Source organism: Salinicola peritrichatus (genome assembly GCF_003206715.1).
Lineage (GTDB): Bacteria > Pseudomonadota > Gammaproteobacteria > Pseudomonadales > Halomonadaceae > Salinicola > Salinicola peritrichatus.
Map to the genome: position 1 here is coordinate 220886 of NZ_PZJU01000008.1, position 20030 is coordinate 240915.

Annotated in this window: 22 protein-coding genes and 3 tRNA genes; 16 read left to right on the forward strand and 9 right to left on the reverse strand. The window is 64.1% G+C overall.

Going from position 1 to position 20030, the window contains the following annotated elements; all coding sequences use genetic code 11:
- Nucleotides 1-57 precede the first annotated feature (57 nt).
- The 10 genes from DOM57_RS04695 to DOM57_RS04740 all read left to right on the forward strand — a co-directional run bounded on the left by DOM57_RS04695 (nt 58) and on the right by DOM57_RS04740 (nt 7880).
- On the forward strand, nt 58-243 hold the full coding sequence (locus DOM57_RS04695) for a hypothetical protein (RefSeq protein ID WP_110648066.1): 186 nt from the start codon (nt 58-60) through the stop codon (nt 241-243).
- Nucleotides 244-440: 197 nt separating this feature from the next.
- Nucleotides 441-1004 (forward strand): CinA family protein, encoded by a 564-nt coding sequence (locus DOM57_RS04700; RefSeq protein WP_239496115.1) that lies wholly within the window; start codon nt 441-443, stop codon nt 1002-1004.
- Nucleotides 1005-1132: 128 nt separating this feature from the next.
- Nucleotides 1133-2197 (forward strand): recombinase RecA, encoded by a 1065-nt coding sequence (gene recA / locus DOM57_RS04705; RefSeq protein ID WP_110648067.1) that lies wholly within the window; start codon nt 1133-1135, stop codon nt 2195-2197.
- Nucleotides 2198-2229: 32 nt separating this feature from the next.
- Nucleotides 2230-2694, forward strand: coding sequence for a regulatory protein RecX (locus DOM57_RS04710; RefSeq protein WP_110648068.1), 465 nt, complete (start codon nt 2230-2232; stop codon nt 2692-2694).
- Between the two features lie 283 nt (nt 2695-2977).
- Nucleotides 2978-5581, forward strand: coding sequence for an alanine--tRNA ligase (gene alaS, locus DOM57_RS04715; protein ID WP_110648069.1), 2604 nt, complete (start codon nt 2978-2980; stop codon nt 5579-5581).
- Between the two features lie 60 nt (nt 5582-5641).
- Complete coding sequence (locus tag DOM57_RS04720) at nt 5642-6886, forward strand: aspartate kinase (RefSeq protein ID WP_110648070.1); 1245 nt, start codon at nt 5642-5644, stop codon at nt 6884-6886.
- A gap of 230 nt (nt 6887-7116) precedes the next feature.
- A complete protein-coding gene (gene csrA / locus DOM57_RS04725) occupies nt 7117-7314 on the forward strand; it encodes a carbon storage regulator CsrA (protein WP_035475538.1) in 198 nt (65 codons plus the stop codon).
- A gap of 221 nt (nt 7315-7535) precedes the next feature.
- Nucleotides 7536-7628: transfer RNA gene (locus DOM57_RS04730), tRNA-Ser, on the forward strand.
- 50 nt (nt 7629-7678) lie between these two features.
- A tRNA-Arg gene (locus DOM57_RS04735) sits at nt 7679-7755 on the forward strand.
- A gap of 48 nt (nt 7756-7803) precedes the next feature.
- Nucleotides 7804-7880: transfer RNA gene (locus DOM57_RS04740), tRNA-Arg, on the forward strand.
- 78 nt (nt 7881-7958) lie between these two features.
- On the opposite strand, the gene DOM57_RS04745 is transcribed toward DOM57_RS04740, so the two are convergent.
- The 7 genes from DOM57_RS04745 to DOM57_RS04775 all read right to left on the reverse strand — a co-directional run bounded on the left by DOM57_RS04745 (nt 7959) and on the right by DOM57_RS04775 (nt 15062).
- Complete coding sequence (locus DOM57_RS04745) at nt 7959-8966, reverse strand: tRNA dihydrouridine synthase (protein ID WP_110648184.1); 1008 nt, start codon at nt 8964-8966, stop codon at nt 7959-7961.
- A gap of 171 nt (nt 8967-9137) precedes the next feature.
- A complete protein-coding gene (locus DOM57_RS04750) occupies nt 9138-10649 on the reverse strand; it encodes a tripartite tricarboxylate transporter permease (RefSeq protein WP_239496116.1) in 1512 nt (503 codons plus the stop codon).
- 51 nt (nt 10650-10700) lie between these two features.
- A complete protein-coding gene (locus DOM57_RS04755) occupies nt 10701-11234 on the reverse strand; it encodes a tripartite tricarboxylate transporter TctB family protein (protein ID WP_110648071.1) in 534 nt (177 codons plus the stop codon).
- A complete protein-coding gene (locus DOM57_RS04760) occupies nt 11231-12238 on the reverse strand; it encodes a Bug family tripartite tricarboxylate transporter substrate binding protein (protein WP_110648072.1) in 1008 nt (335 codons plus the stop codon). Before DOM57_RS04760 ends, DOM57_RS04755 begins: the two co-directional genes overlap by 4 nt.
- Before the next feature lie 80 nt (nt 12239-12318).
- Nucleotides 12319-12849 (reverse strand): chromate transporter, encoded by a 531-nt coding sequence (locus tag DOM57_RS04765; RefSeq protein ID WP_110648073.1) that lies wholly within the window; start codon nt 12847-12849, stop codon nt 12319-12321.
- Nucleotides 12846-13427: a chromate transporter gene (locus DOM57_RS04770; protein ID WP_110648074.1), complete on the reverse strand. Its 582-nt coding sequence runs from the start codon at nt 13425-13427 to the stop codon at nt 12846-12848. The genes DOM57_RS04765 and DOM57_RS04770 overlap by 4 nt, the downstream gene beginning before the upstream one ends.
- A gap of 3 nt (nt 13428-13430) precedes the next feature.
- The gene (locus DOM57_RS04775; RefSeq protein ID WP_110648075.1) at nt 13431-15062 is read right to left on the reverse strand and encodes a gamma-glutamyltransferase family protein; all 1632 of its coding nucleotides are present in this window, start codon (nt 15060-15062) and stop codon (nt 13431-13433) included.
- A gap of 184 nt (nt 15063-15246) precedes the next feature.
- On the opposite strand from DOM57_RS04775, the gene DOM57_RS04780 reads away from it, so the two are divergent.
- The gene (locus DOM57_RS04780; protein WP_110648076.1) at nt 15247-15909 is read left to right on the forward strand and encodes a GntR family transcriptional regulator; all 663 of its coding nucleotides are present in this window, start codon (nt 15247-15249) and stop codon (nt 15907-15909) included.
- A gap of 24 nt (nt 15910-15933) precedes the next feature.
- Here DOM57_RS04780 and DOM57_RS04785 read toward each other — a convergent pair whose 3' ends face one another.
- Both DOM57_RS04785 and DOM57_RS04790 read right to left on the reverse strand, forming a co-directional pair.
- The gene (locus tag DOM57_RS04785) at nt 15934-16545 is read right to left on the reverse strand and encodes an IMPACT family protein (RefSeq protein WP_110648077.1); all 612 of its coding nucleotides are present in this window, start codon (nt 16543-16545) and stop codon (nt 15934-15936) included.
- The gene (locus tag DOM57_RS04790; RefSeq protein ID WP_110648078.1) at nt 16545-17018 is read right to left on the reverse strand and encodes a LexA family protein; all 474 of its coding nucleotides are present in this window, start codon (nt 17016-17018) and stop codon (nt 16545-16547) included. Before DOM57_RS04790 ends, DOM57_RS04785 begins: the two co-directional genes overlap by 1 nt.
- A 166-nt stretch (nt 17019-17184) precedes the next feature.
- Between DOM57_RS04790 and ccmA the strand changes: the two genes are divergently transcribed.
- From ccmA to ccmE, 5 genes are read left to right on the forward strand one after another with little or no spacing between them, the layout of a single operon-like run.
- The gene (gene ccmA, locus DOM57_RS04795; protein WP_110648079.1) at nt 17185-17814 is read left to right on the forward strand and encodes a cytochrome c biogenesis heme-transporting ATPase CcmA; all 630 of its coding nucleotides are present in this window, start codon (nt 17185-17187) and stop codon (nt 17812-17814) included.
- A gap of 20 nt (nt 17815-17834) precedes the next feature.
- Nucleotides 17835-18563 carry a heme exporter protein CcmB gene (gene ccmB, locus DOM57_RS04800; RefSeq protein ID WP_110648080.1) on the forward strand — a complete coding sequence of 243 codons (729 nt, stop codon included), beginning with the start codon at nt 17835-17837 and terminating at the stop codon, nt 18561-18563.
- Nucleotides 18564-18610: 47 nt separating this feature from the next.
- Nucleotides 18611-19342, forward strand: coding sequence for a heme ABC transporter permease (locus DOM57_RS04805; protein WP_110648081.1), 732 nt, complete (start codon nt 18611-18613; stop codon nt 19340-19342).
- A 44-nt stretch (nt 19343-19386) separates the two neighbouring features.
- The gene (gene ccmD, locus DOM57_RS04810) at nt 19387-19566 is read left to right on the forward strand and encodes a heme exporter protein CcmD (RefSeq protein WP_110648082.1); all 180 of its coding nucleotides are present in this window, start codon (nt 19387-19389) and stop codon (nt 19564-19566) included.
- Nucleotides 19563-20018, forward strand: a complete 456-nt coding sequence (gene ccmE / locus DOM57_RS04815; protein ID WP_110648083.1) for a cytochrome c maturation protein CcmE — start codon at nt 19563-19565, stop codon at nt 20016-20018. The genes ccmD and ccmE overlap by 4 nt, the downstream gene beginning before the upstream one ends.
- Nucleotides 20019-20030: the final 12 nt, after the last annotated feature.

Here is a 20030-nt window from a genome sequence, read left to right on the forward strand (position 1 = left end):
TGGGTCTCCGCTACGAAGCCGTTACAGTGTGTGAAACCGGCATCCGAGGACCCACATATGGCCCGGCTGGTGCTCAACCACCTCAGTGATTCGACTTACCGGCAACTTGCTGTCGAAGCCAACAAGCGCAACGTCAATGTCAGCGAACTTGCCGTCATTCTATTGGAGCTAGCCGTTGCCGACCTGGCCGCCGGACCGTCCGCGCAGCCAGCGGCATCCCCTCGCCCTCGAGACCCCAAGTGAAGGCGAGCGGGTCCTATCGATGGCGGATACCCGCCCTGTTGCGCAGTGCCGGAATCTCCGCATACTAGGTCTATTAATACTAGCTGGGCCTGTAAATACCATGCGTCGCGAGCCGCGTTGCCGGGCCAAATGCGTTCAGGCAAGGCGCGGAACGTCGACGTTCAGCCCGCCCGTGACCGGAAGAAGGAGAACTGCCTATGTCAGCGGCGTCAGACTTCGACATGCCGGCCGATGCCGACAAGGATGCGGAGCCATTGGCGCGGCGTCTGGGGGAGGTCTGTCTGGCGCACCAGGCCCATGTGACCACGGCGGAATCGTGTACCGGTGGCGGCGTTGCCTGTGCCATTACCGCCGTGGCCGGTAGTTCGGCCTATTTCGAGACCGGTTACGTGACCTATTCGAACCAGGCCAAGCAACGTCTGCTGGGGGTCGCGGAAGCCACTCTCTCCACCTATGGGGCGGTCAGTGCTGAAACCGTGCGAGAGATGGTTGCCGGTGCCTGTCGCGACAGCGGTGCGACGCTCGGTGTCGCCGTCAGCGGAATAGCCGGCCCCGACGGCGGTAGCGCGGAAAAGCCGGTCGGTACCGTCTGGTTCGCCTGGGGCGACGAACGCAGGCAGCGCGTGAGCCACTTCCAGATCCCGGGCGACCGGGCCCAGGTCCGTGAGCGCTCGGTATCCATCGCCCTGGCGGGCCTGATCGAATGGCTAATGGATCAGGCGGGCGCCCGCGGTGCTACTCATCGCCACTTGCAGCGATGAAAAAACGCTGCTAGGGGATAGGCGCGGGAGGATTTTTTCGCCATACTACTGGCTAGCCATACAGTATGTGAGTCTGGTGCCGTTGCCGGCATGCCTCGTCTCACCTCGTGCATTCATAGGAGACTTCCATGGCACAAGACGAAAACCGCAGCAAGGCACTCAATGCGGCTTTGTCACAGATCGATCGCCAATTCGGCAAAGGCACCGTGATGCGCCTGGGCGACTCGCCACGTACGGCGGTGCCGGTGGTGTCTACGGGGTCTCTGGGGCTGGACATCGCGCTCGGCGTCGGCGGCCTGCCCTATGGCCGCGTGGTCGAGATATTCGGTCCGGAATCCTCGGGCAAGACCACGCTGACGCTGTCGGTGATCGCGCAGGCCCAGAAGCAGGGCAAGACCTGCGCCTTCATCGATGCCGAACACGCGCTCGATCCGAGCTATGCGGAAAAGCTGGGTGTCGATCTCGACGAACTGCTGGTATCCCAGCCGGATACCGGCGAGCAGGCGCTGGAAATCTGCGACATGCTGGTTCGCTCCGGTGGCGTCGACGTGATCATCATCGACTCGGTGGCGGCGCTCACGCCGCGGGCCGAAATCGAGGGCGAAATGGGTGACTCCCACGTCGGTCTGCAGGCGCGTCTGATGTCCCAGGCGCTGCGCAAGGTCACCGGAAACATCAAGAACGCCAACTGCATGGTGGTGTTCATCAACCAGATCCGCATGAAGATCGGTGTGATGTTCGGCAGCCCCGAAACCACGACCGGCGGTAACGCGCTCAAGTTCTATTCCAGCGTGCGTCTCGACATCCGGCGTATCGGCTCGGTCAAGCAGGGCGACGAGGTCACCGGCAACGAGACCCGGGTCAAGGTGGTCAAGAACAAGGTGGCACCGCCGTTCCGTCAGGCCGAGTTCCAGATTCTCTACGGCAAGGGCATCTATCACGCCGGCGAGGTGATCGATCTTGGCGTGCAGTGCAATCTGGTCGACAAGGCCGGCGCCTGGTACAGCTATCAGGGCAACAAGATCGGTCAGGGCAAGGCGAACGCATCGCAGTATCTGGAAGAGAATCCGGCCATCATGGCGGAGATCGAGGAGCAGATTCGCGCGCAGTTGCTCGCCGTGCCGGCGCCCAAGGAGAAGGAGTCCGAGGCGGCGGTCGCCGATGGCAACGACCCTGGCGACTCCCTGCTGTAAGCCAGGTTCCGTATCGGCAACGGAGAGCGTGAATGGCTGGCGCCGTCGATTTGTCTCCGCGTGATCTGGCGATTCAATTGCTGGCCCGGCGTGAATATTCCCGGGCCGAACTGATCCAGCGACTCGGCGCCAAGGGCGTCGAGCCCGCGGCGATCGACGCGACGCTGAAGGCGCTTGCCGAAGAAGGCCTGCAGTCGGATGCGCGTTTCGCCGAAGTCTTCGTGCGTTCGCGCATCGCCCTCGGCCACGGCCCGCTCAAAATTCGCGTCGAATTGGGCCAGCGGGGTATCGCTGATTCCCTGATGACGCCCGCCTTCGAAGCCGAGGCGCCCGATTGGCGGAAGCTGGCTTGCCTGGCTCTCGCCAAGCGTTTCGATGGTCCCGGTGCCACGCCGCGCGAACGCGCCAAGCGGGAGCGCTTTCTCGCCGGGCGCGGTTTCGAGTTCGACCAGGTCCGTTATGCCATGAACCATGCCTGGGGCGGTGACGACGAATAGCTTTTCGAAACCCCCCATTCTTTCCCGCACTCTCCTCATGCCTGGTTCTCATGGAGCTTCGGCAATTTAGCCTGCCTTTCGACACGCCTTGCTTATACTGCCTGGAAGCGACAAATAATGACGACATGGGTGTCGCACTCGACAGACTGACTGTCGACCACGTTATACTAACGCGCTTTGCGATGGCCCGAAGCGGTAGCATCTGGCCGTTTCGCAGCCCGTTTTTGCGTCGCCACGTGGTCCGTTCGCCGCCGTGGGCACGCCTATCGCCACGGATGTTTCCATGAAAAGTGCAGATATCAGACAGGCCTTCCTGAGCTACTTCGAGGAGCGCGGACACACCATCGTGCCTTCCGCCTCTCTGGTACCGGAAAACGACCCGACGCTTCTCTTTACCAATGCCGGCATGGTGCCGTTCAAGGACGTCTTCCTGGGGCGCGATCCGCGTCCCTATGTGCGTGCCACCTCGGCCCAGCGCTGCGTGCGTGCCGGCGGCAAGCACAACGACCTCGACAACGTCGGCTACACGGCCCGTCATCACACCTTCTTCGAGATGATGGGCAACTTCAGCTTCGGCGACTATTTCAAGGCTGACGCCATTCGCTTCGCCTGGAACTTCATCACCGAGGTGCTGAAGCTGCCCAAGGAACGCCTCTGGGTCACGGTTCACGTCAGCGATGACGAAGCGGCCAGGATCTGGACCGACGACATCGGCGTCGACCCGGCGCGCATGTCGCGCCTGGACGAGGACAACTTCTGGCAGATGGGCGACACCGGTCCCTGCGGCCCGTGTTCGGAAATCTTCTATGACCACGGACCCGAGGTCTGGGGTGGACCTCCCGGTAGCCCGGAAGAGGACGGCGACCGCTACATCGAGGTGTGGAACCTGGTCTTCATGCAATTCGACCGCGACGCCACGGGCAAGCTGACGCCACTGCCCAAGCCGTCGATCGATACCGGCATGGGGCTGGAGCGCATGGCCGCGGTGATGCAGGGCGTTCACTCCAACTACGAGATCGACCTGTTCCAGAATCTGCTGGCCGCCGCCGCCGAGGTTACGGGGCACAGTGACACGGAAACACCGTCGCTGCGGGTGATCGCCGACCATATCCGTTCCTGCGCCTTTTTGATCGTCGACGGCGTATTGCCGTCCAACGAAGGTCGCGGCTACGTACTGCGCCGCATCATCCGTCGCGCCATTCGCCACGGTCACAAGCTCGGCGCCAGCGAACCGTTCTTCCACAAACTGGTGGCGGCGCTGGACGCCGAGATGGGCGAGGCCTATCCCGAACTGCACCAGGCGCGCGCGCAGATCGAGCGGGTGCTGTTGAAGGAAGAACAGCAGTTCGCGCGCACGCTGGATCACGGCATGGGGCTGCTCGAAGAGGCGCTGGCGTCTCTCGAGGGTGACGTGCTGCCGGGCGAGACGGTGTTCAAGCTCTACGATACCTATGGCTTTCCGTACGATCTGACTGCCGATGTCTGCCGCGAACGCGGCGTGACGCTGGACGAGGCCGGCTTCGAGCGCGAACTTGAAGCCCAGCGTCAGCGCGCCCGGGCCGCCAGCCAGTTCGGCGGCGATTACGCTGCGGCCCTGGAGCTGGAAGGATCGACCGAGTTCACCGGCTACGACCGCCTCGAGGACAGTGCGACCGTGACCGCCATCGTCGATGGCCAGGGCAATGCGCTCGAATCGCTGGAAGAGGGACAGAAAGGCGTCGTCGTGCTAGACCGTACGCCGTTCTATGGCGAGTCCGGCGGGCAGGTCGGCGACACCGGCTATCTGATTGCCGACGGCGGGCGTTTCCAGGTTACCGATACCCGCAAGCAGGCAGGCCATCATCTGCACGAAGGCGTCATGGTCAGCGGCAGCCTGCAAGTTGGCGAAGGCATCAAGCCGCAGGTCGACGCTTCGTTGCGCCAAGCGACCATGCGCAACCACTCGGCGACCCATCTGCTGCACGAGGCGCTGCGCCGCACGCTCGGCGACCACGTTCAGCAGAAGGGCTCGCTGGTCAGCGCCGAACGCCTGCGCTTCGACTTCAGTCATTTCGAGCCGGTCACGGCCGAGCAACTGACCCGGATCGAGCGGATCGTCAACGCTCAGATTCTGGCCAACGCGCCGACTCGGGTCGAGCAGATGACGCTGGACGAGGCCAAGGCCAAGGGCGCGCGAGCCCTGTTCGAGGCCAAGTACGCCGATAATGTGCGCGTGTTGACGATCGGCAGCGACGATTTTTCGATCGAGTTGTGCGGCGGCACTCACGTGGCGCGCACCGGTGACATCGGTCCTTTCCACATCGTCGCGGAGTCCGGCACGGCGGCGGGCGTGCGACGTATCGAGGCGGTCACCGGCGAAGGGGCGCTGGCGTGGTTCGCGACCCAGGAGCGTGAACTGAACGCCGTCGGCGAACGGCTCAAGGTCAAGCCGGAACAGATCGTCGAACGCCTGGATGTGGTGCTCGAGCGCCAGCGCACGCTGGAAAAGGAGCTCGAACGGCTCAAGGCCAAGCTGGCCAGCGCTGCCGGCAACGAGCTACTGGATCAGGCGCAGGAAGTGGCCGGCGTGCGCGTGCTGGCGACCCAGATCGAGGGCGTCGGTGGCAAGGATCTGCGCAACCTGCACGACCAGCTCAAGCAGAAACTGGGCTCCGGTGCGCTGGTCCTGGCCGCCGCCCGGGATGGCAAGGTCAGCCTGATCGCCGGGGTCACCGACGATCTGACCGCCCGCATCAAGGCCGGCGAGCTGGTCAACCACGTTGCCGCGCAAGTCGGTGGCAAGGGCGGCGGACGCCCGGACATGGCGCAGGCGGGCGGCAGTGATCCGAGTCAATTGCCGGCGGCGCTGGCCAGCGTGCCGGCCTGGGTCGCCGAACGGCTCGGCTAAATGCATTCCGGCCGCTGCACCGGCGGCGGCCGACAACGCTAGGGAGCGACAAACAGACTCATGGCGCTATACGTACAGAAGTTCGGTGGGACCTCCGTCGGTTCGGTCGAGCGCATCAAGGCCGTGGCCGAAAAGGTCAAACGCTTTCGCGACGAAGGCCATCAAGTGGTTGTGGTGGTCTCGGCAATGAGCGGCGAAACCAATCGGCTGATCGATCTTGCCAGCCAGATCAACGACGATCCGACGCCGCGCGAGATGGATATGCTCGTTTCCACCGGCGAGCAGGTGACCATCTCGTTGCTGGCCATGGCCCTGCACAAGCTGGGCGTGCCGGCAACCTCCTACACCGGTGCCCAGGTTGGCATCCGTACCGATAGTGCCCACACCAAGGCGCGCATCCAGCGGATCGAAACCGATGAGCTCAAGGAAGACCTGGCGGAAGGCCAGGTGGTCGTCGTGGCGGGTTTCCAGGGCGTCGACGAGGAGGGCAACATCACCACCCTCGGCCGCGGCGGCTCGGACACCACTGGCGTGGCGCTGGCGGCGGCGTTGGGCGCAGACGAGTGCCAGATCTACACTGACGTCGATGGCGTCTATACCACCGACCCGAGGGTCTGTTCCAAGGCCCAGCGCTTGGAGAGAATCACCGTCGAGGAGATGATCGAACTGGCCAGCCTCGGCTCCAAGGTATTGCAGATTCGCTCGGTGGAGTTCGCCGGCAAATACAATGTACCGCTACGGGTGTTGTCGAGCTTCGAGGATGGGCCCGGCACGCTGATCGTTGCAGACGAGGAAATCGAATCGATGGAAGAACCGCTGATCTCCGGTATTGCCTTCACCGCCAACGAAGCCAAGCTGACGCTGCTTAACACGCCCGACGTGCCCGGCGTTGCCTCGCGCATCCTGGGGCCGATCGCCGACGCCAACATCGAAGTCGACATGATCGTCCAGAACGTGGCACCGGCCGGCGACTACACCGACTTTACCTTCACCGTGGCCAAGAGCGACTACAAGCAGACCACGCGTATCCTGCAGAACGACGTCATCCCCGCGCTTGGCGGCGGAGAGCTGCGCGGCGACGACAACATCGCCAAGGTATCGCTGGTCGGCGTGGGTATGCGTTCCCACGCAGGGGTCGCCTCCAAGATGTTCCGCGTGCTGGCCGAGGAGAACATCAACATTCGTATGGTCTCGACTTCGGAGATCAAGATTTCGGTAGTGATCGACGAAAAGGCCATGGAGCTCGCGGTGCGCGCACTGCACACTGCCTTCGGTCTCGATAAAGACAGCATTCAAAGCGAATAATCGAATAACACCTTCAAGAATGTCTCAGGCGTTCTACGCTTAGGATGGTTGAAACAAAGTGAAAGGAATCCAGCGCTTTTTCAATGCAACCGGGTTGTCACGGAACGGTGTCATTGGCCTGATGGCCTGTATGGCGCATAATCGCTCTGCGGGCGGCAGGCCATCTTTGCTGGCGGTCCGTGTGAGCGTGACTCGAGAATGGAAGAAGGCCCTGAGAAGGAGATCAGATAATGCTCATCCTGACCCGTCGAGTGGGAGAGACTCTCATGATCGGCGACGACATTACCGTCACGGTTCTGGGAGTGAAAGGGAATCAGGTGCGCATCGGCGTGAATGCGCCCAAGGATGTGGCCGTCCACCGCGAAGAGATCTATCAGCGCATCCAGCGCGAGAAATCCGAAGACGAAGACGGCGGTCCCGGCGTATAAATAAGAAGTGCGCTACGCGTATCTCTGGAACCGCCTGGGCTGGTGAAGTCGTCCCCCTTATCGGCTCGGGCCTGTCTCACGAACCTCCTCTCATCGTCTCGATCCCGCAGTTCCCGTCTTCGGTAACTTCTTCTTCCTTTGAGGTTTTTCGCATAAAAAGTTTGGGTTTTCTGCTGGACAAAGCCCAGCGGAGTCGGTAACCTACGCGCCGTGTTGATCGGGGAGAGGTGGCCGAGTGGCTGAAGGCGCTCCCCTGCTAAGGGAGTATGGGGTTTATAGCCTCATCGAGGGTTCGAATCCCTCCCTCTCCGCCATTGCCGGTAGCGCCGGTACAGCGATCGACACTGGTAGCATGTTGTGAAAAGCGCCCGTAGCTCAGCTGGATAGAGTACCTGACTACGAATCAGGTGGTCGGAGGTTCGAATCCTCCCGGGCGCGCCACACCTCCGGCTGTCGAGGTTCGTGTTCCAGCATTTGCACAGATTATCAGCGCCCGTAGCTCAGCTGGATAGAGTACCTGACTACGAATCAGGTGGTCGGAGGTTCGAATCCTCCCGGGCGCGCCATCTAGCGACACCCGCACGCATTGCGTGCGGGTGTTTTCGTTTATCGGCGCTGTCTTCGAAGATTGGCGTCGGGACTACTCAGGCCGGCTCGCTGAGCATATCCCTGTTCGATGAGACGCATGCTTCGCCGCGTCTGCCTGACGGCTGCTGCAACCCTGCCAAAAACGGGGCGAGAGCGGTTTCCCGGCGTAGCGCCATGAAGCGCTCGGCTGCCTCCACGTCGCGACCGCGCATGATGTTGAGCCACTGCTTGAGCAGCGCAACGATGAACTTCTCCGCCATGCCGCTTGCCTGCTTGCGGCGTGCATAGCGGCATAGCATGTCGGCGCGTGCCGACCACGGCGTGGGAGCCAGGCGTTCGCCGCCGCTTGCCTGCCAGTAACGGACGCGCCGGGCCAGCCACGGATCGGCAAGCATGCCGCGACCCAGCATGACGTCGCGGCAGCCGGAGAGTGTGCGTGCCTTCCAGTACTCCTCCAGCGTCCAGATGTCGCCGTTGGCGATCACCGGAACATTCACTGCCGTGCGGATGCGCGCGATCCATTCCCAATGCGCGGGTGGACGATAACCCTCCCGGCGGGTGCGCGCATGCACCACCAGTTCACAGGCGCCACCCGCTTCGGCAGCGCGGGCACAGGCCAGCGCCATGCGACGGTCGTCGAAGCCCAGGCGTAGCTTGGCGCTGACCGCCGCTCCGTGGCGCGCGCCCACGTTCGCTACGGCGGCGACGGCGCGCTCCACGCGCGCGGGCGTGCGCAACAGCGAGGCGCCGCCGTCGTGACGATTGACGGTCTTGGCGGGACAGCCGAAGTTGAGATCCAGCCGGGTCGCCCCCAGCGCGATCGCCTGCTCGGCGTTGGCGGCCAGCGCCTCGGGATCGGAGCCCAGCAATTGCAACGTGACCGGCGTATCGCTCGGAGTCTTGGGTCCGTGGTCGCCGGCCGTGGCGAGCTCGGGGCAGTGGCGCAGAAACACCCGTGGCGGCAGCCGGGCATCCACCACGCGCACGAACTCGGTCACGCACCAGTCCAGCGCGCCATCGGCACTGAGCAGGGCACGGGTGTCGGCGTCGATGACGCCTTCCATCGGCGCCAGGCCGATACGACCGGCATCGAGAGCGCGAGTGTCGAGGGGCGTGCTGAGAGAAAAGTCGGGTTGTGCCATGACGAGCTCCGGAAGACGGTCGCCACGCTAGCACAGCTGTCGCTCGACGCGAACGGAAAAATGGGCGGCGGCCTTGCGCCACCGCCTGTCAGATCACGCCTGGGCCGCCATGCGCTTGCGCTGCCGCAGGATACGGCGAACGGTGAAGGCGACGGAAAGCACGGCAAGAACCAACAGCCCCGCCGAGATGGGGCGCGTGAAGAACAGCGTCCAGTCTTCGTCGGCCATCAGCGCCCGGCGCAGATTGGTCTCGGCGATCGGCCCTAGAATCACGCCCAGCACCAGCGGCGCCAGCGGGTAGTCGAGCTTGGCCAGCAGATAGCCGACCAGGCCGACGCCGATCAGCAGATAGAGGTCGGTGATGCGGTTGTTGAGCGCCAGCGCGCCCACGGCGCAGCAGACCAGCACCACCGGCACGATGATCGACTTCGGGATCGCGGTGATGCGCAGAAACCAGCGCATGCTGAGCAGGCAGAAGACCAGCACCATGACGGCGGCCAGGAACATCGCCAGGAACATGCCGTAGACCAGATCGGCGTTATCCATGATCAGTCTCGGGCCGACGCTGATGCCCTGGACCATCAGCGCCGCCATCAGCACGGCGTCGACGGCACTGCCAGGAATGCCCAGCGCGATCATCGGAATCAGACCGCCGCCGGCGGTGGCCGAATTGCCCGACTCCGAGGCCACCACGCCGTCGGCGATACCGGTGCCGAAACGCTCCGGCGTCTTGGAGGCGCGCTTGGCCTGGTCATAGGCGATCAGGTTGGCGATGCTGCCGCCGGCGCCGGGCACCGCGCCGATCACCACACCGACCATCGACGAGCGCAGCAGATTGAGAGGCCGGCTCAGGACCTCGCGCATGACCGCCAGCGGTTGGAAGTGCAGCGTGCCGCGGATCAGCGCCTGCCCTTGGTGAAGCTCGGCCGGGTTCTCGACCTCGCCGGCGAGTTGGCTGACGGCGAAGATGCCGATCAGCACCACCAGGAAGGGAAAGCCCGCCGCCAGCACATCGACCCCGAACGTGAAGCGTGGCACGCCCATCATCGGGTCCTGTCCCACGGTGGCGATGAATAGCCCCAGCAGGCTCATCATCAACCCTTTGAGGATCGATTTGCCGACCAGGCTGGCGACCACGGTGATGGCGAACAGGATCAGCGAAAAATACTCCCAGGGCCCCAGCTTGACCGCGATCAGCGCCAGCGGCGGCGCCGCGATGATCAGCACGATGGCGCTCACCAGGGCGCCGAAGAACGACGCCCAGATGCCCAGGCCGAGCGCGCGGCCGGGCTCGCCATTGCGCGCCATGGGGTAGGCGTCGAAGGTCGTCGCCACCGAAGAGGGAGTGCCGGGGATGCCCAGCAACGCGGCGCTGATCAGCCCGCCCGAACAGCCGCCGACATAGACTGCCAGCATCGTCGCCACGCCCTGCAGCGGCGGCATGGAAAAGGTCACCGGCAGCGTCAGCACGATCGCCATGGTTACCGTAAAACCGGGGATGGCTGCGGCAATCACGCCTGCCACTACACCGATCATCATGCTGACCAGGGTGGCCAGCGAAAACAGTTGTTCGACGCTGGAAAGCAGCGCATCGGTCATCGGCATGGAGAGTCTCTTGTCCGTTGGTCTTGTTTGGTTCGGACTACCGGAGCGGGGCTACCAGAGGCGCCCCGGGGGCAGCGAAATCAGGAACACATGGCTGAATAACGCATAGAGGCCGAGACTGCAGACCACGGCGACAATGACGGCAACCAGCAGTCGGCGTCCGCGACGGGCGCCCAGGATCACCTGCACGGCGAGCAGGAACACCAGAGAGGCCAGGGCGAATCCGATCCACGGCATCAACAGCGCATAGAGGGCGAATGCCGCCAGGGTCGCGAAGGCCAGACGGCGCTGCAGGAACCATCGACCGACGCCCACGCTCGCGGTGCGGTCGGCGCGACGGAACGCCGCCGTGGATTGCGCCATGATCGCCAGGTTGAACACCACCAGGGCGCCGAGAACCAGCCTAGGAAAGGAGCCGGCTCCCAGCGGCTCCCACATCGAAGAAGGCAGTTCGCCGGCCTGTATGAACAGGGTGACAAAGAACACGGCCAGCGCTGCGTTGAACATAACGTTGGCCAGCGCCCTGCCACGCTCGCTGCTGACCTCCCGTCCGGAATGGGAGGCCGCTTCGGACTGATCGCTCATCGCGCCAGCTTCCCGGAGAGCCGCTTGATGGTGGCGTCGACCTCAGACAGATAATCGGTGTAGTCTTGTGGCCCCATGAACTCGACCTGTGCTCCGGCCCGACGCGTCTTCTCGATGAAATCAGGATCTTGGGACATCGCCTCGAAGTCGTCCGCCAGTGTCTGGACCTTGTCCGCATCGGTGCCCTTGGGCGCGACGATGCCACGATTGACGCTCAGCTTGAGATTGTCGTAGCCGAGCTCCTTGAAGGTCGGCACGTCGGGCGTGGCATCGACGCGTGCGTTGCTGCCGACGGCGAGGAAGCGCAGATCGCCGTTCTTGACGAATTCGAGGCTGGAGGAAATATCGCCGATGGCGGCGTCGACATGACCGCCGACCAGGCCACGAATCCGCGCGCCGGTGCCCTCATAACCGACGTAGCGGAACTTCGCCCCGATGGCATCCTCGATCATCGCCGCATGCACGTGGGGAATGCCGCCGAGGGTCGCACCGACACGAATCTCGCCGGGGTGCGCCTTGGCGTACTCGGCAAATTCCTCGAAAGTCTGCCAGTCGCTGTCGGCATTGACCACGAGGTATTGCGGCGAGGACGCCAGCGAAGCGATCGGCTGGAAGTCGTCCCAGTTAAGCTGGGTCAGCCCGGTGGCGTTGGCTGCCATCAAGCCCTCATGGATCTGGCCGATGGTGTATCCGTCCGGATCACGCCGGGCCAGCTCCTTCAGTCCCAGCGTGCCGCTGACGCCGGGCATGTTGATCACCGGCAACGGCTGGCCGATGTGCTTCTCCGCCGCGTTGGAAATGATCCGCATCAGCGTGTCGCTGCCGCCGCCTGGCGACCACGGGACGATGAACTCGATGGCATGATCGGGGTAATCGTCTGCCTGCGCGGTCTGAGCGAATCCGCCCGCCGTGAGACCGGCGGCGAGCGACACGATAGCGCTAGCGGCGGTAAGCAGTCGGCCGAAACGGCCCGTGGTTGCCTTGGCTAGGTTGTGATTGCGCATCTGTTGTCCTTGTTGATTGATATTGGAAAAGACTTGCAGTTCGTCGGGTCATTGGTTTACTGGGGTCGCGGAACCGGCGATCAGCCGAGCAGCAGCCCGCCATAGACCAGCCCCAGCAATACCGCCCACACGGGGTGGAGTCTGAATCGCCACAGCATCAGCGCTGCCGCAATGCCGATGATGGCGGTGTGAATCCAGCCGGCGCTTGCGACGCCCTCGCTGAGAAACGACCAGGTCAGGTAGGCCATCAGCACCATGATCACCGGCCTGACCCACTGGCTCATCGACTTGACCTTGATCGAGTCGCGGTAGCGGTAGAGCGTGCCCAGCGCGGCCAGCATCAACAGCAGCGACGGTGCCACGGTGGCGAAACTGGCGATCAGGCTGCCGCCGATGCCGCCGACCTCGTAACCGATGTAACCGGCCATCTTGGTGGCGATCGGACTGGGCAGCGTATTGCCGAGCGCCAGGGTCTCGGCGAACTGCTGCGATGTCATCCAGCCGTAATGACCGACCACCTCGTTCTCGATCAGCGGAATGATCGCCGGGCCGCCGCCATAGCCGACGATATTGGGGATGAAGAAGGCGAGAAACAGCTCCCAGTAGATCATCCGTCCGCCTCCGTCCGCGCTCGACGAGAGCGGTCGGGACGCAGCAGCGCGGCGATCAGAATGGCGGCGATCACCAGTCCCGGATGCACGTCGAGCCAGTAGATCAGACCGCCTGCCACCAGGCCCATGACCAGGGTGGCGATCCACCCCAGCGCGGCGCGGGATTTCTGCCAGAAGTCCCAGGTCAACTGCGCCATCATGATCATCACCACGGGCATCACGCCCTCGCTCATGCCCTGGATCCAGCGCTGATCGCGATAACGGGTGAACAGTCCCAGCAACAGCACCATGGCGACGATACAGGGCAGGATGACCGCCAGTACCGCATTGATGCAGCCCACCACGCCACCGACCCGATAGCCGATGTAGCCCGCCATCTTGGTCGCGATCGGCCCCGGCAGGGTATTGCCGATCGCCAGCACGTCGCCGAACTCCTCGTCGTTCATCCAGGCATGGCGGGTCACCGCCTCGGCGTGCACCAGCGGGATCATCGACGGTCCGCCGCCGAAGCCGAGCAGGCCGATGCGCAGGAAGGCCAGGAACAGTTGCCCTTGCGTGTGTACGGAACGTGTCGGCATGGTTCAGAGCACCGCAATGCTGGAATCGGTGCGTGGCTCGGTACCGCCGCAGTACACGCCGTTGGCTGGATCGCGCAGGATGATCTGGCCGCGACCGTAGGCGGTACTGTCGACGGCCATGGTGATCTGATGGCCACGTGCCGCCATGTCGCGGACCAGGTGCAGCGGATAGCCGGGCTCGATGCCGATCTTGCGTCCGCCCATCCACTGCCAGCGCGGCGCATCCAGCGCTGCCTGCGGATTGAGCCCGTAATCGACCAGATTCATCACCACCTGCAGATGGCCCTGGGGCTGCATGAAGCCGCCCATCACGCCGAATGGCCCTAGCGGCGTATCGCCGTGGGTCAGAAAACCGGGGATGATGGTATGGAAAGTGCGCTTGCCGGGAGCGAGCACGTTGACGTGGCCGGGGTCGAGACTGAAACCGTGGCCGCGGTTCTGCAGCGAGATTCCGGTATCCGGCACCACCACACCGGAGCCGAAGCCGTGATAGTTGCTCTGGATGTAGGAGACCATGTTGCCGGCATCGTCCGCGGTGGCCAGATAGACCGTGCCGCCGGCCTGAGGCTGGCCGGGCTCCGGATCGATCGCCGTCTCCTTGATCAGCCGTCGGCGCGTCGCCGCATAGTCGTCGCTGAGCAACGATTCCACACTGACGCGCATGTGCTCGGACTGGGTGATGTGATAGTGGCCATCGGTGTAGGCCAGCTTCATCGCCTCCAGCTGGCGATGCACCAGCTGCGGGTCGTCGCGCACGCTGGGATCGAATCCTTCCATCAATCGCAGTGCCATCAGGGCGACCATGCCTTGGCCGTTGGGCGGAATCTCCCACACGTCGTAACCGCGATAGTTGACCGAGATCGGCGCCACCCATTCGGGCCGATAGGCGGCCAGATCGTCGGCGCGCAGGTAGCCGCCGGTTGCCTGCGAGAAGGCGTCGATCTTCGCCGCCAATTCGCCGCGATAGAAACTCTCGCAGCGGCTTTCGGCCAGCGCCTCCAGGGTTCTGGCCTGGGCTTCGTTGCGATAGAGCTCGCCGGGTGCGGGAGCGTGCCCGTCGGGGGCGAAGGCGTCGCACCAGGGTGCTAGGGCCGGATCGTCGGAGTTGGCGCGGAATTCGGCCTCGGCGCGCTGCCACAGCTGGCTGATGACCGGAGAGACCGGGAAGCCTTCGCGGGCGATGCGGATGGCCGGCGCGAGCAAGGTGGCGAAATCGAGTTTGCCGTACTGTTGCGACAGCTCCGCCCAGGCGGCCGGGATGCCCGGAACGGTGACCGGAGTCCAGCCGTGCAGCGGCATCTCGTCGTGTCCGGCCGCCCTGACCGCTTCCGGTGTCAGGCGCGAGGGAGCGTGGCCGCTGGCGTTGAGACCGTGCAATTTGCCCCGGCCGCCGTTGTCGTTGGCCAGCCAGACCAGCGCGAAAGCGTCGCCACCGATGCCGTTGCCGGTCGGCTCGACCACGGTCAGTACCGCCGCCGTGGCGATGGCGGCGTCGATGGCGTTGCCGCCCTGCGCCAGCATATCGCGGCCGGCCTGGCTGGCCAGCGGCTGCGAGGCGGCGACCATGCCACGGCGGGCATAGGTAGCGCTGCGACGGGAGGGATAGGGGTTGTTGTGACCGAAGGCGAGCGACATGGCGGTTTCTCTGTTGTTATGCTGCTGATCGATGGGAATCGGTTATGATGTGAAAAATCGATTTTTACTATGACGTCGGATTCCCTCACGGGTCAACACCCGCTTGTCTCCATCCTCAAGCGCGACCGGGAATGCGTCGATGAATGACAACAATCGAACGTAAACGGCAGGAAATTTCGAATTCATGGCACTGCAGGAGCCGGCGGGAATGACCGCTGCCAGCCAGATCTACGCGGCCTTGAAGCGCGACCTGATCAATGGGCGCTTCACCGCGGGAGAGAAGTTGGCGATCAACGCGCTGAAGCAGCATTACCGGGTAGGGTTGAGCCCATTGCGGGAGGCGCTCAATCGGCTATCGGCCTATGGGCTGCTGGAGCAGGAGAACCAGCGCGGCTTTCGCGTGCCGGCACTGGCCAGGGCCGAACTCGACGATATCGCCCAGTTGCGTCAGCGCTTCGAGGGCCAGGCGCTGGAGCAGGCGCTGGCACGCGGTGGCGAACGTTGGGAGGCGGAGCTGCTGGCGGCCTATCACCGGCTCAAGCGTGCCGACGAGACGCCGGGCGATCTCGAGCACTGGGAGCAGATGCATCTGCAGTTTCACCGCCACCTGCTGGAACCTTGCGGTTCGCGCTGGCTGTTGCGCTTCATCGAGCAGTTGCACGACCAGTTCGATCGCTATCGGCGTATGGCCCCGGCCAATCCGGCCATTCGTTCGACATTGAACACGCAGCATGCCGAGCTGGTGGAATTGGCGCTGGCACGGCGCATCGAGGCTGCGCGTGACCTGCTGCACGAGCATATTCGGCTATCCTACGAAGTCGCCAAGGAGGCCTGTCGCGACGGCTGATTTGGTGCCGCAGATCATGAAGGCTCAGCGCCGCACCAGGCCCCCGCGCAACCGCCGTTCCAGCGCTTCCAGAGAGACGCTGTCGTCGGTGGGCCAGCCCAGGATCAGGGTGACGCCCTGGCTGTCGTAGTCCGCCCTTTCGACCGGAATGTCGCGCTCGCTCAGCCAGTGTCGTGCTTCCGCCTCCTGACTGAAGTCGAACTGGATGGCGCAGGCCCGGCGTTCGGTGAAGTCACGCCGGGGCAGGCTTTCCAAAGCCTTCATCACGGCCTGGGTATAGGCGCGGACCAGACCGCCAGTGCCCAGCTTGGTACCGCCGAAGTAGCGCGTGACCACGGCGCCGATTTGGCCCAGGCCGCTGCCCTCCAGTGCCTGGAACATCGGCCGACCGGCGGTGCCGCCGGGTTCGCCGTCGTCGGAAAAACCGATCGCGAACTGCTCCCCCGGCGCCCCGGCAATGAACGCCGAACAGTGATGACTGGCGTCGGGATAGGTTTCGCGCGCCTCCTTCAGTAGCCAGTCGAAGGCGGCATTGTCGGGTACATGGCAGAGCCAGCAAATGAAGCGACTCTTTTCGATCTCGATGCTGCTGGCATGTATTTCATGTAAGGCGAGGTCGGGGACTGGATACCGCATCAGGCCGCCTGGGGAGGGTTGCGCATCACGCCCATCACCAGCCCCAACACCTGCACGTCCTCGTTCTTCAGATAGATCGGCGGCATGCTGTCGTTGGCGGGTTGCAGCCGTACGCCGGATTTCTCGATGAACAGCTTCTTCAGCGTGACCTCCTGATTATTGATCAGGACGACGGCCGTTTCGCCATTCTCGGCGGATTCGTAGCGTTCGATGATGATGACGTCGCCATCGAAGATGTTGCAGTCGATCATCGAATCGCCACGCACGCGAAGGGCATAGGTATTGCGCCGCACCAGCCGGGCCGGCACGTGCACGGTGGCGTTGTCGAGGCAGGCCTCCATCGGCAGCCCCGCGGCCACTTGCCCCAGCAGCGGGATCTCGACCAGATCGGTGGCGTCGATGGGCTCCCAGTTGCCGTCGATCAGCGGCAGATTGGGTTGGCGTTGCAGATAGCTCGGAGCGGAAATTGTCATCGTCTTCTCCCGAGTGGACGGCCACATCATAGCAAGGGATCGGCGTACGGCAACACGCCGCTGAATCGATGTCGCACCGATCCGCGCATCGGTGCGGAATGACGACGCCGGCGGAACACGATGTTAGAGTGACGCCTTTCATCGAGCTCTTAAGGAGTGGTGGTTCGTGAACGTCGCGCTGGATGCCCGCCAACTTGCCTGTGAGCGCGACGACCGCTGGCTCTTCGAATCGCTGGACCTGCATGTGGGGGACGGCGATATCCTGCGCATCGAGGGCGCCAACGGCAGCGGCAAGACCACGCTGCTGAAGATGCTCACCGCACAGTTGTCGCCACAGGCCGGGACGCTGACATGGCATGGCCGGCCGCTGGCCAGGGCCCGCGATGCCTTCTTTCGCGCGCTGCTGTATATCGGCCATGCGCCCGGCGTGGCCGCGGCGCTGACCGCCGAGGAGAATCTGTCATGGTCCGCGGCGATGGCGGGCATCAAGGCCTCGCCGGCGGAGATCGAACGCTCGCTCGCCGCCGTCGGCCTCGCCGGTTTCGAGAATCTTCCCGCGCAACAGCTCTCCGCCGGCCAACAGCGCCGCATCGCGCTGGCCAGGCTGGAACTGATGAAGCGCCCCCTGTGGATACTGGATGAGCCATTCACCGCCATCGATCGTGACGGCGTGGCCTGGCTGGAGCGGCGCATCGCGACGCACTGCGAGGAGGGCGGCGCCGTCATTCTGACGACGCATCATACTTTTCAGGCTAACGATCGTGTAACATCGGTTGTCCTGGGAGTGGCCGATTGATGCCGAGATCCACGACAGGCATGAAGTTCACAGACGAGGAGCGATCGCTGGCGCCGGTGGCTGGAACGACGATCGGTCTGTCCGCGGTGTGGCGCGCTCAGGTGAAGCGAGAGCTGGCACTGGCGCGCCGACGCGGTGGCGATCTATTGAATCCGCTGCTGTTCCTCGCCCTGGTGGTCGTGCTGTTCCCGCTGGGCATCTCGCCGCAGCCGGATCTGCTGGCCGAGATCGCCCCCGGGTTGCTTTGGGTGGCGGCGCTGCTGGCCATGCTGCTGTCGCTGGATGCGCTGTTTCGGACCGATTTCGCCGACGGCAGCCTCGAACAGCTGCTGTTGTCGCCGCAGCCGTTGCCGCTGCTCTGTTTGGCCAAGGTCTTCGTCCATTGGCTGCTCACCGGCATGCCGCTGGCGCTGTGCGCGCCGCTGATGGGTGTGCTGCTGTCGCTGCCGGGGACGGGCTACCTGACGCTGGCGGCATCGCTGGCACTGGGCACGGCGAGCCTGAGCCTGATCGGCGCCATCGGCGCCGCGCTGACCGTGGGGCTGCCGCGCGGCGGCGTGTTGCTCTCGCTGCTGGTGCTGCCGCTTTACATTCCGGTGCTGATCTTCGGCGCCGGTGCCGTTCAGGCGGCGATACAGGGCGGTGGCACCGCGCCGGCCCTGGCGCTGCTGGGCGCACTGCTGGCGCTGGCTGTCGCCGCTGCGCCCTTTGCCATCGCGGGGGCGCTGCGCATCAGCGTGAACGGATGACCGGTGGCGCCAGCGGCACCGGAGAAAACTGAGGTAGCGGTTAAGGCATGTGGACCTTCATACACAAGCTGGGCTCGCCCAAGTGGTGCTATACGCTGTGCGGTCGGCTTCAGCCCGGATTCTGGGCGGCGGCGGCACTGCTGCTGTGCGTGGGCTCGGTATGGGCGTTGGGCTACTCCCCGCGCGATTACCAGATGGGTGACAGCTACCGCATCATCTATGTTCATGTCCCCTCGGCGATTCTGGCCCAAAGCATATTCATCGCCATGGCCGTCGCCTCGGCGGTATTGCTGGTGTGGAAGATCAAGGTGGCCGACATGGCGGCCCGCGTGATGGCGCCATTCGGCGCGGCAATGACCTTTCTGGCGCTATTCAGCGGCTCGCTGTGGGGCGTGCCGACCTGGGGCACCTGGTGGACCTGGGACGCCCGGCTGACTTCGATGCTGATTCAGCTGTTTCTGTACCTGGGCGTGATCGCGCTGCGCGGCGCCTTCGGTAGCGCCGACCAGGGCGCCAAGGCCGTGGCGGTGCTGACGCTGGTGGGCGTGGTCAACATCCCGATCATCAAGTATTCGGTGGTGTGGTGGAACACGCTGCATCAGCCGGCCACTTTCACCCTGACGCAGCCTCCGGCGATGGTGGCGAGCATGTGGATGCCGCTGTTGGTCATGGTGCTGGGCTTTTACTGCTTCTTCATCGCCTTGACGCTCTACCGGCTGCGCAACGAGATATTGAGACGCGAGTCACGTACCCGTTGGGTGCAGGAACTCGCCGACTGAGGCGTGGCCGGGGTCGTGCCCGGCTGCGCCAGGAGAACCGTGACATGGCCTTCGATTCGTTTTCCGCCCTGCTGGCGATGGGCGGCTATGCCAAGTATGTGTGGCCGGCCTGGGGGCTGGCGGCGCTGCTGTTGCTCGGATTCGTGTGCTGGGCGCGACACGAGCGGCGCCAGCTGTTCGAGCAGTTGAGACGACGGCGTCGCCGCGAGGCGCGAGCGGCATGAGAGCGAACCGCAAACGTCGTCTCGTCATCGTCGTCGGCCTGGTCGCGCTGGTGGCGGTGGCCGTCGGGCTGACGCTCTATGCGTTGCGCGCCAACATCAACCTGTTCTTCACGCCATCGCAGATCGCCGCCGGAGAGGCGCCCCACGACCGCACGATGCGTATCGGAGGCGTGGTGAAGAAAGGCAGTGTCGAGCGCAGTGGCGATTCGCTGCAGGTCGCTTTTAGCGTGACCGATTTCGCCAGCGACGTGCGTGTCAGCTACGACGACATCCTTCCCGATCTGTTCCGCGAAGGTCAGGGCGTGGTGGTCATCGGTCGACTTCGTGACGACGGCGAGTTCATCGCCCAGCAGGTGCTGGCCAAACACGACGAAAACTACATGCCGCCCGAAGTGGCCGAAGCGCTGAAGGCGACCGGAAATCTGCCGGATGGCAGCGTGCCGTCTTCCTGAGACGGCATCTTG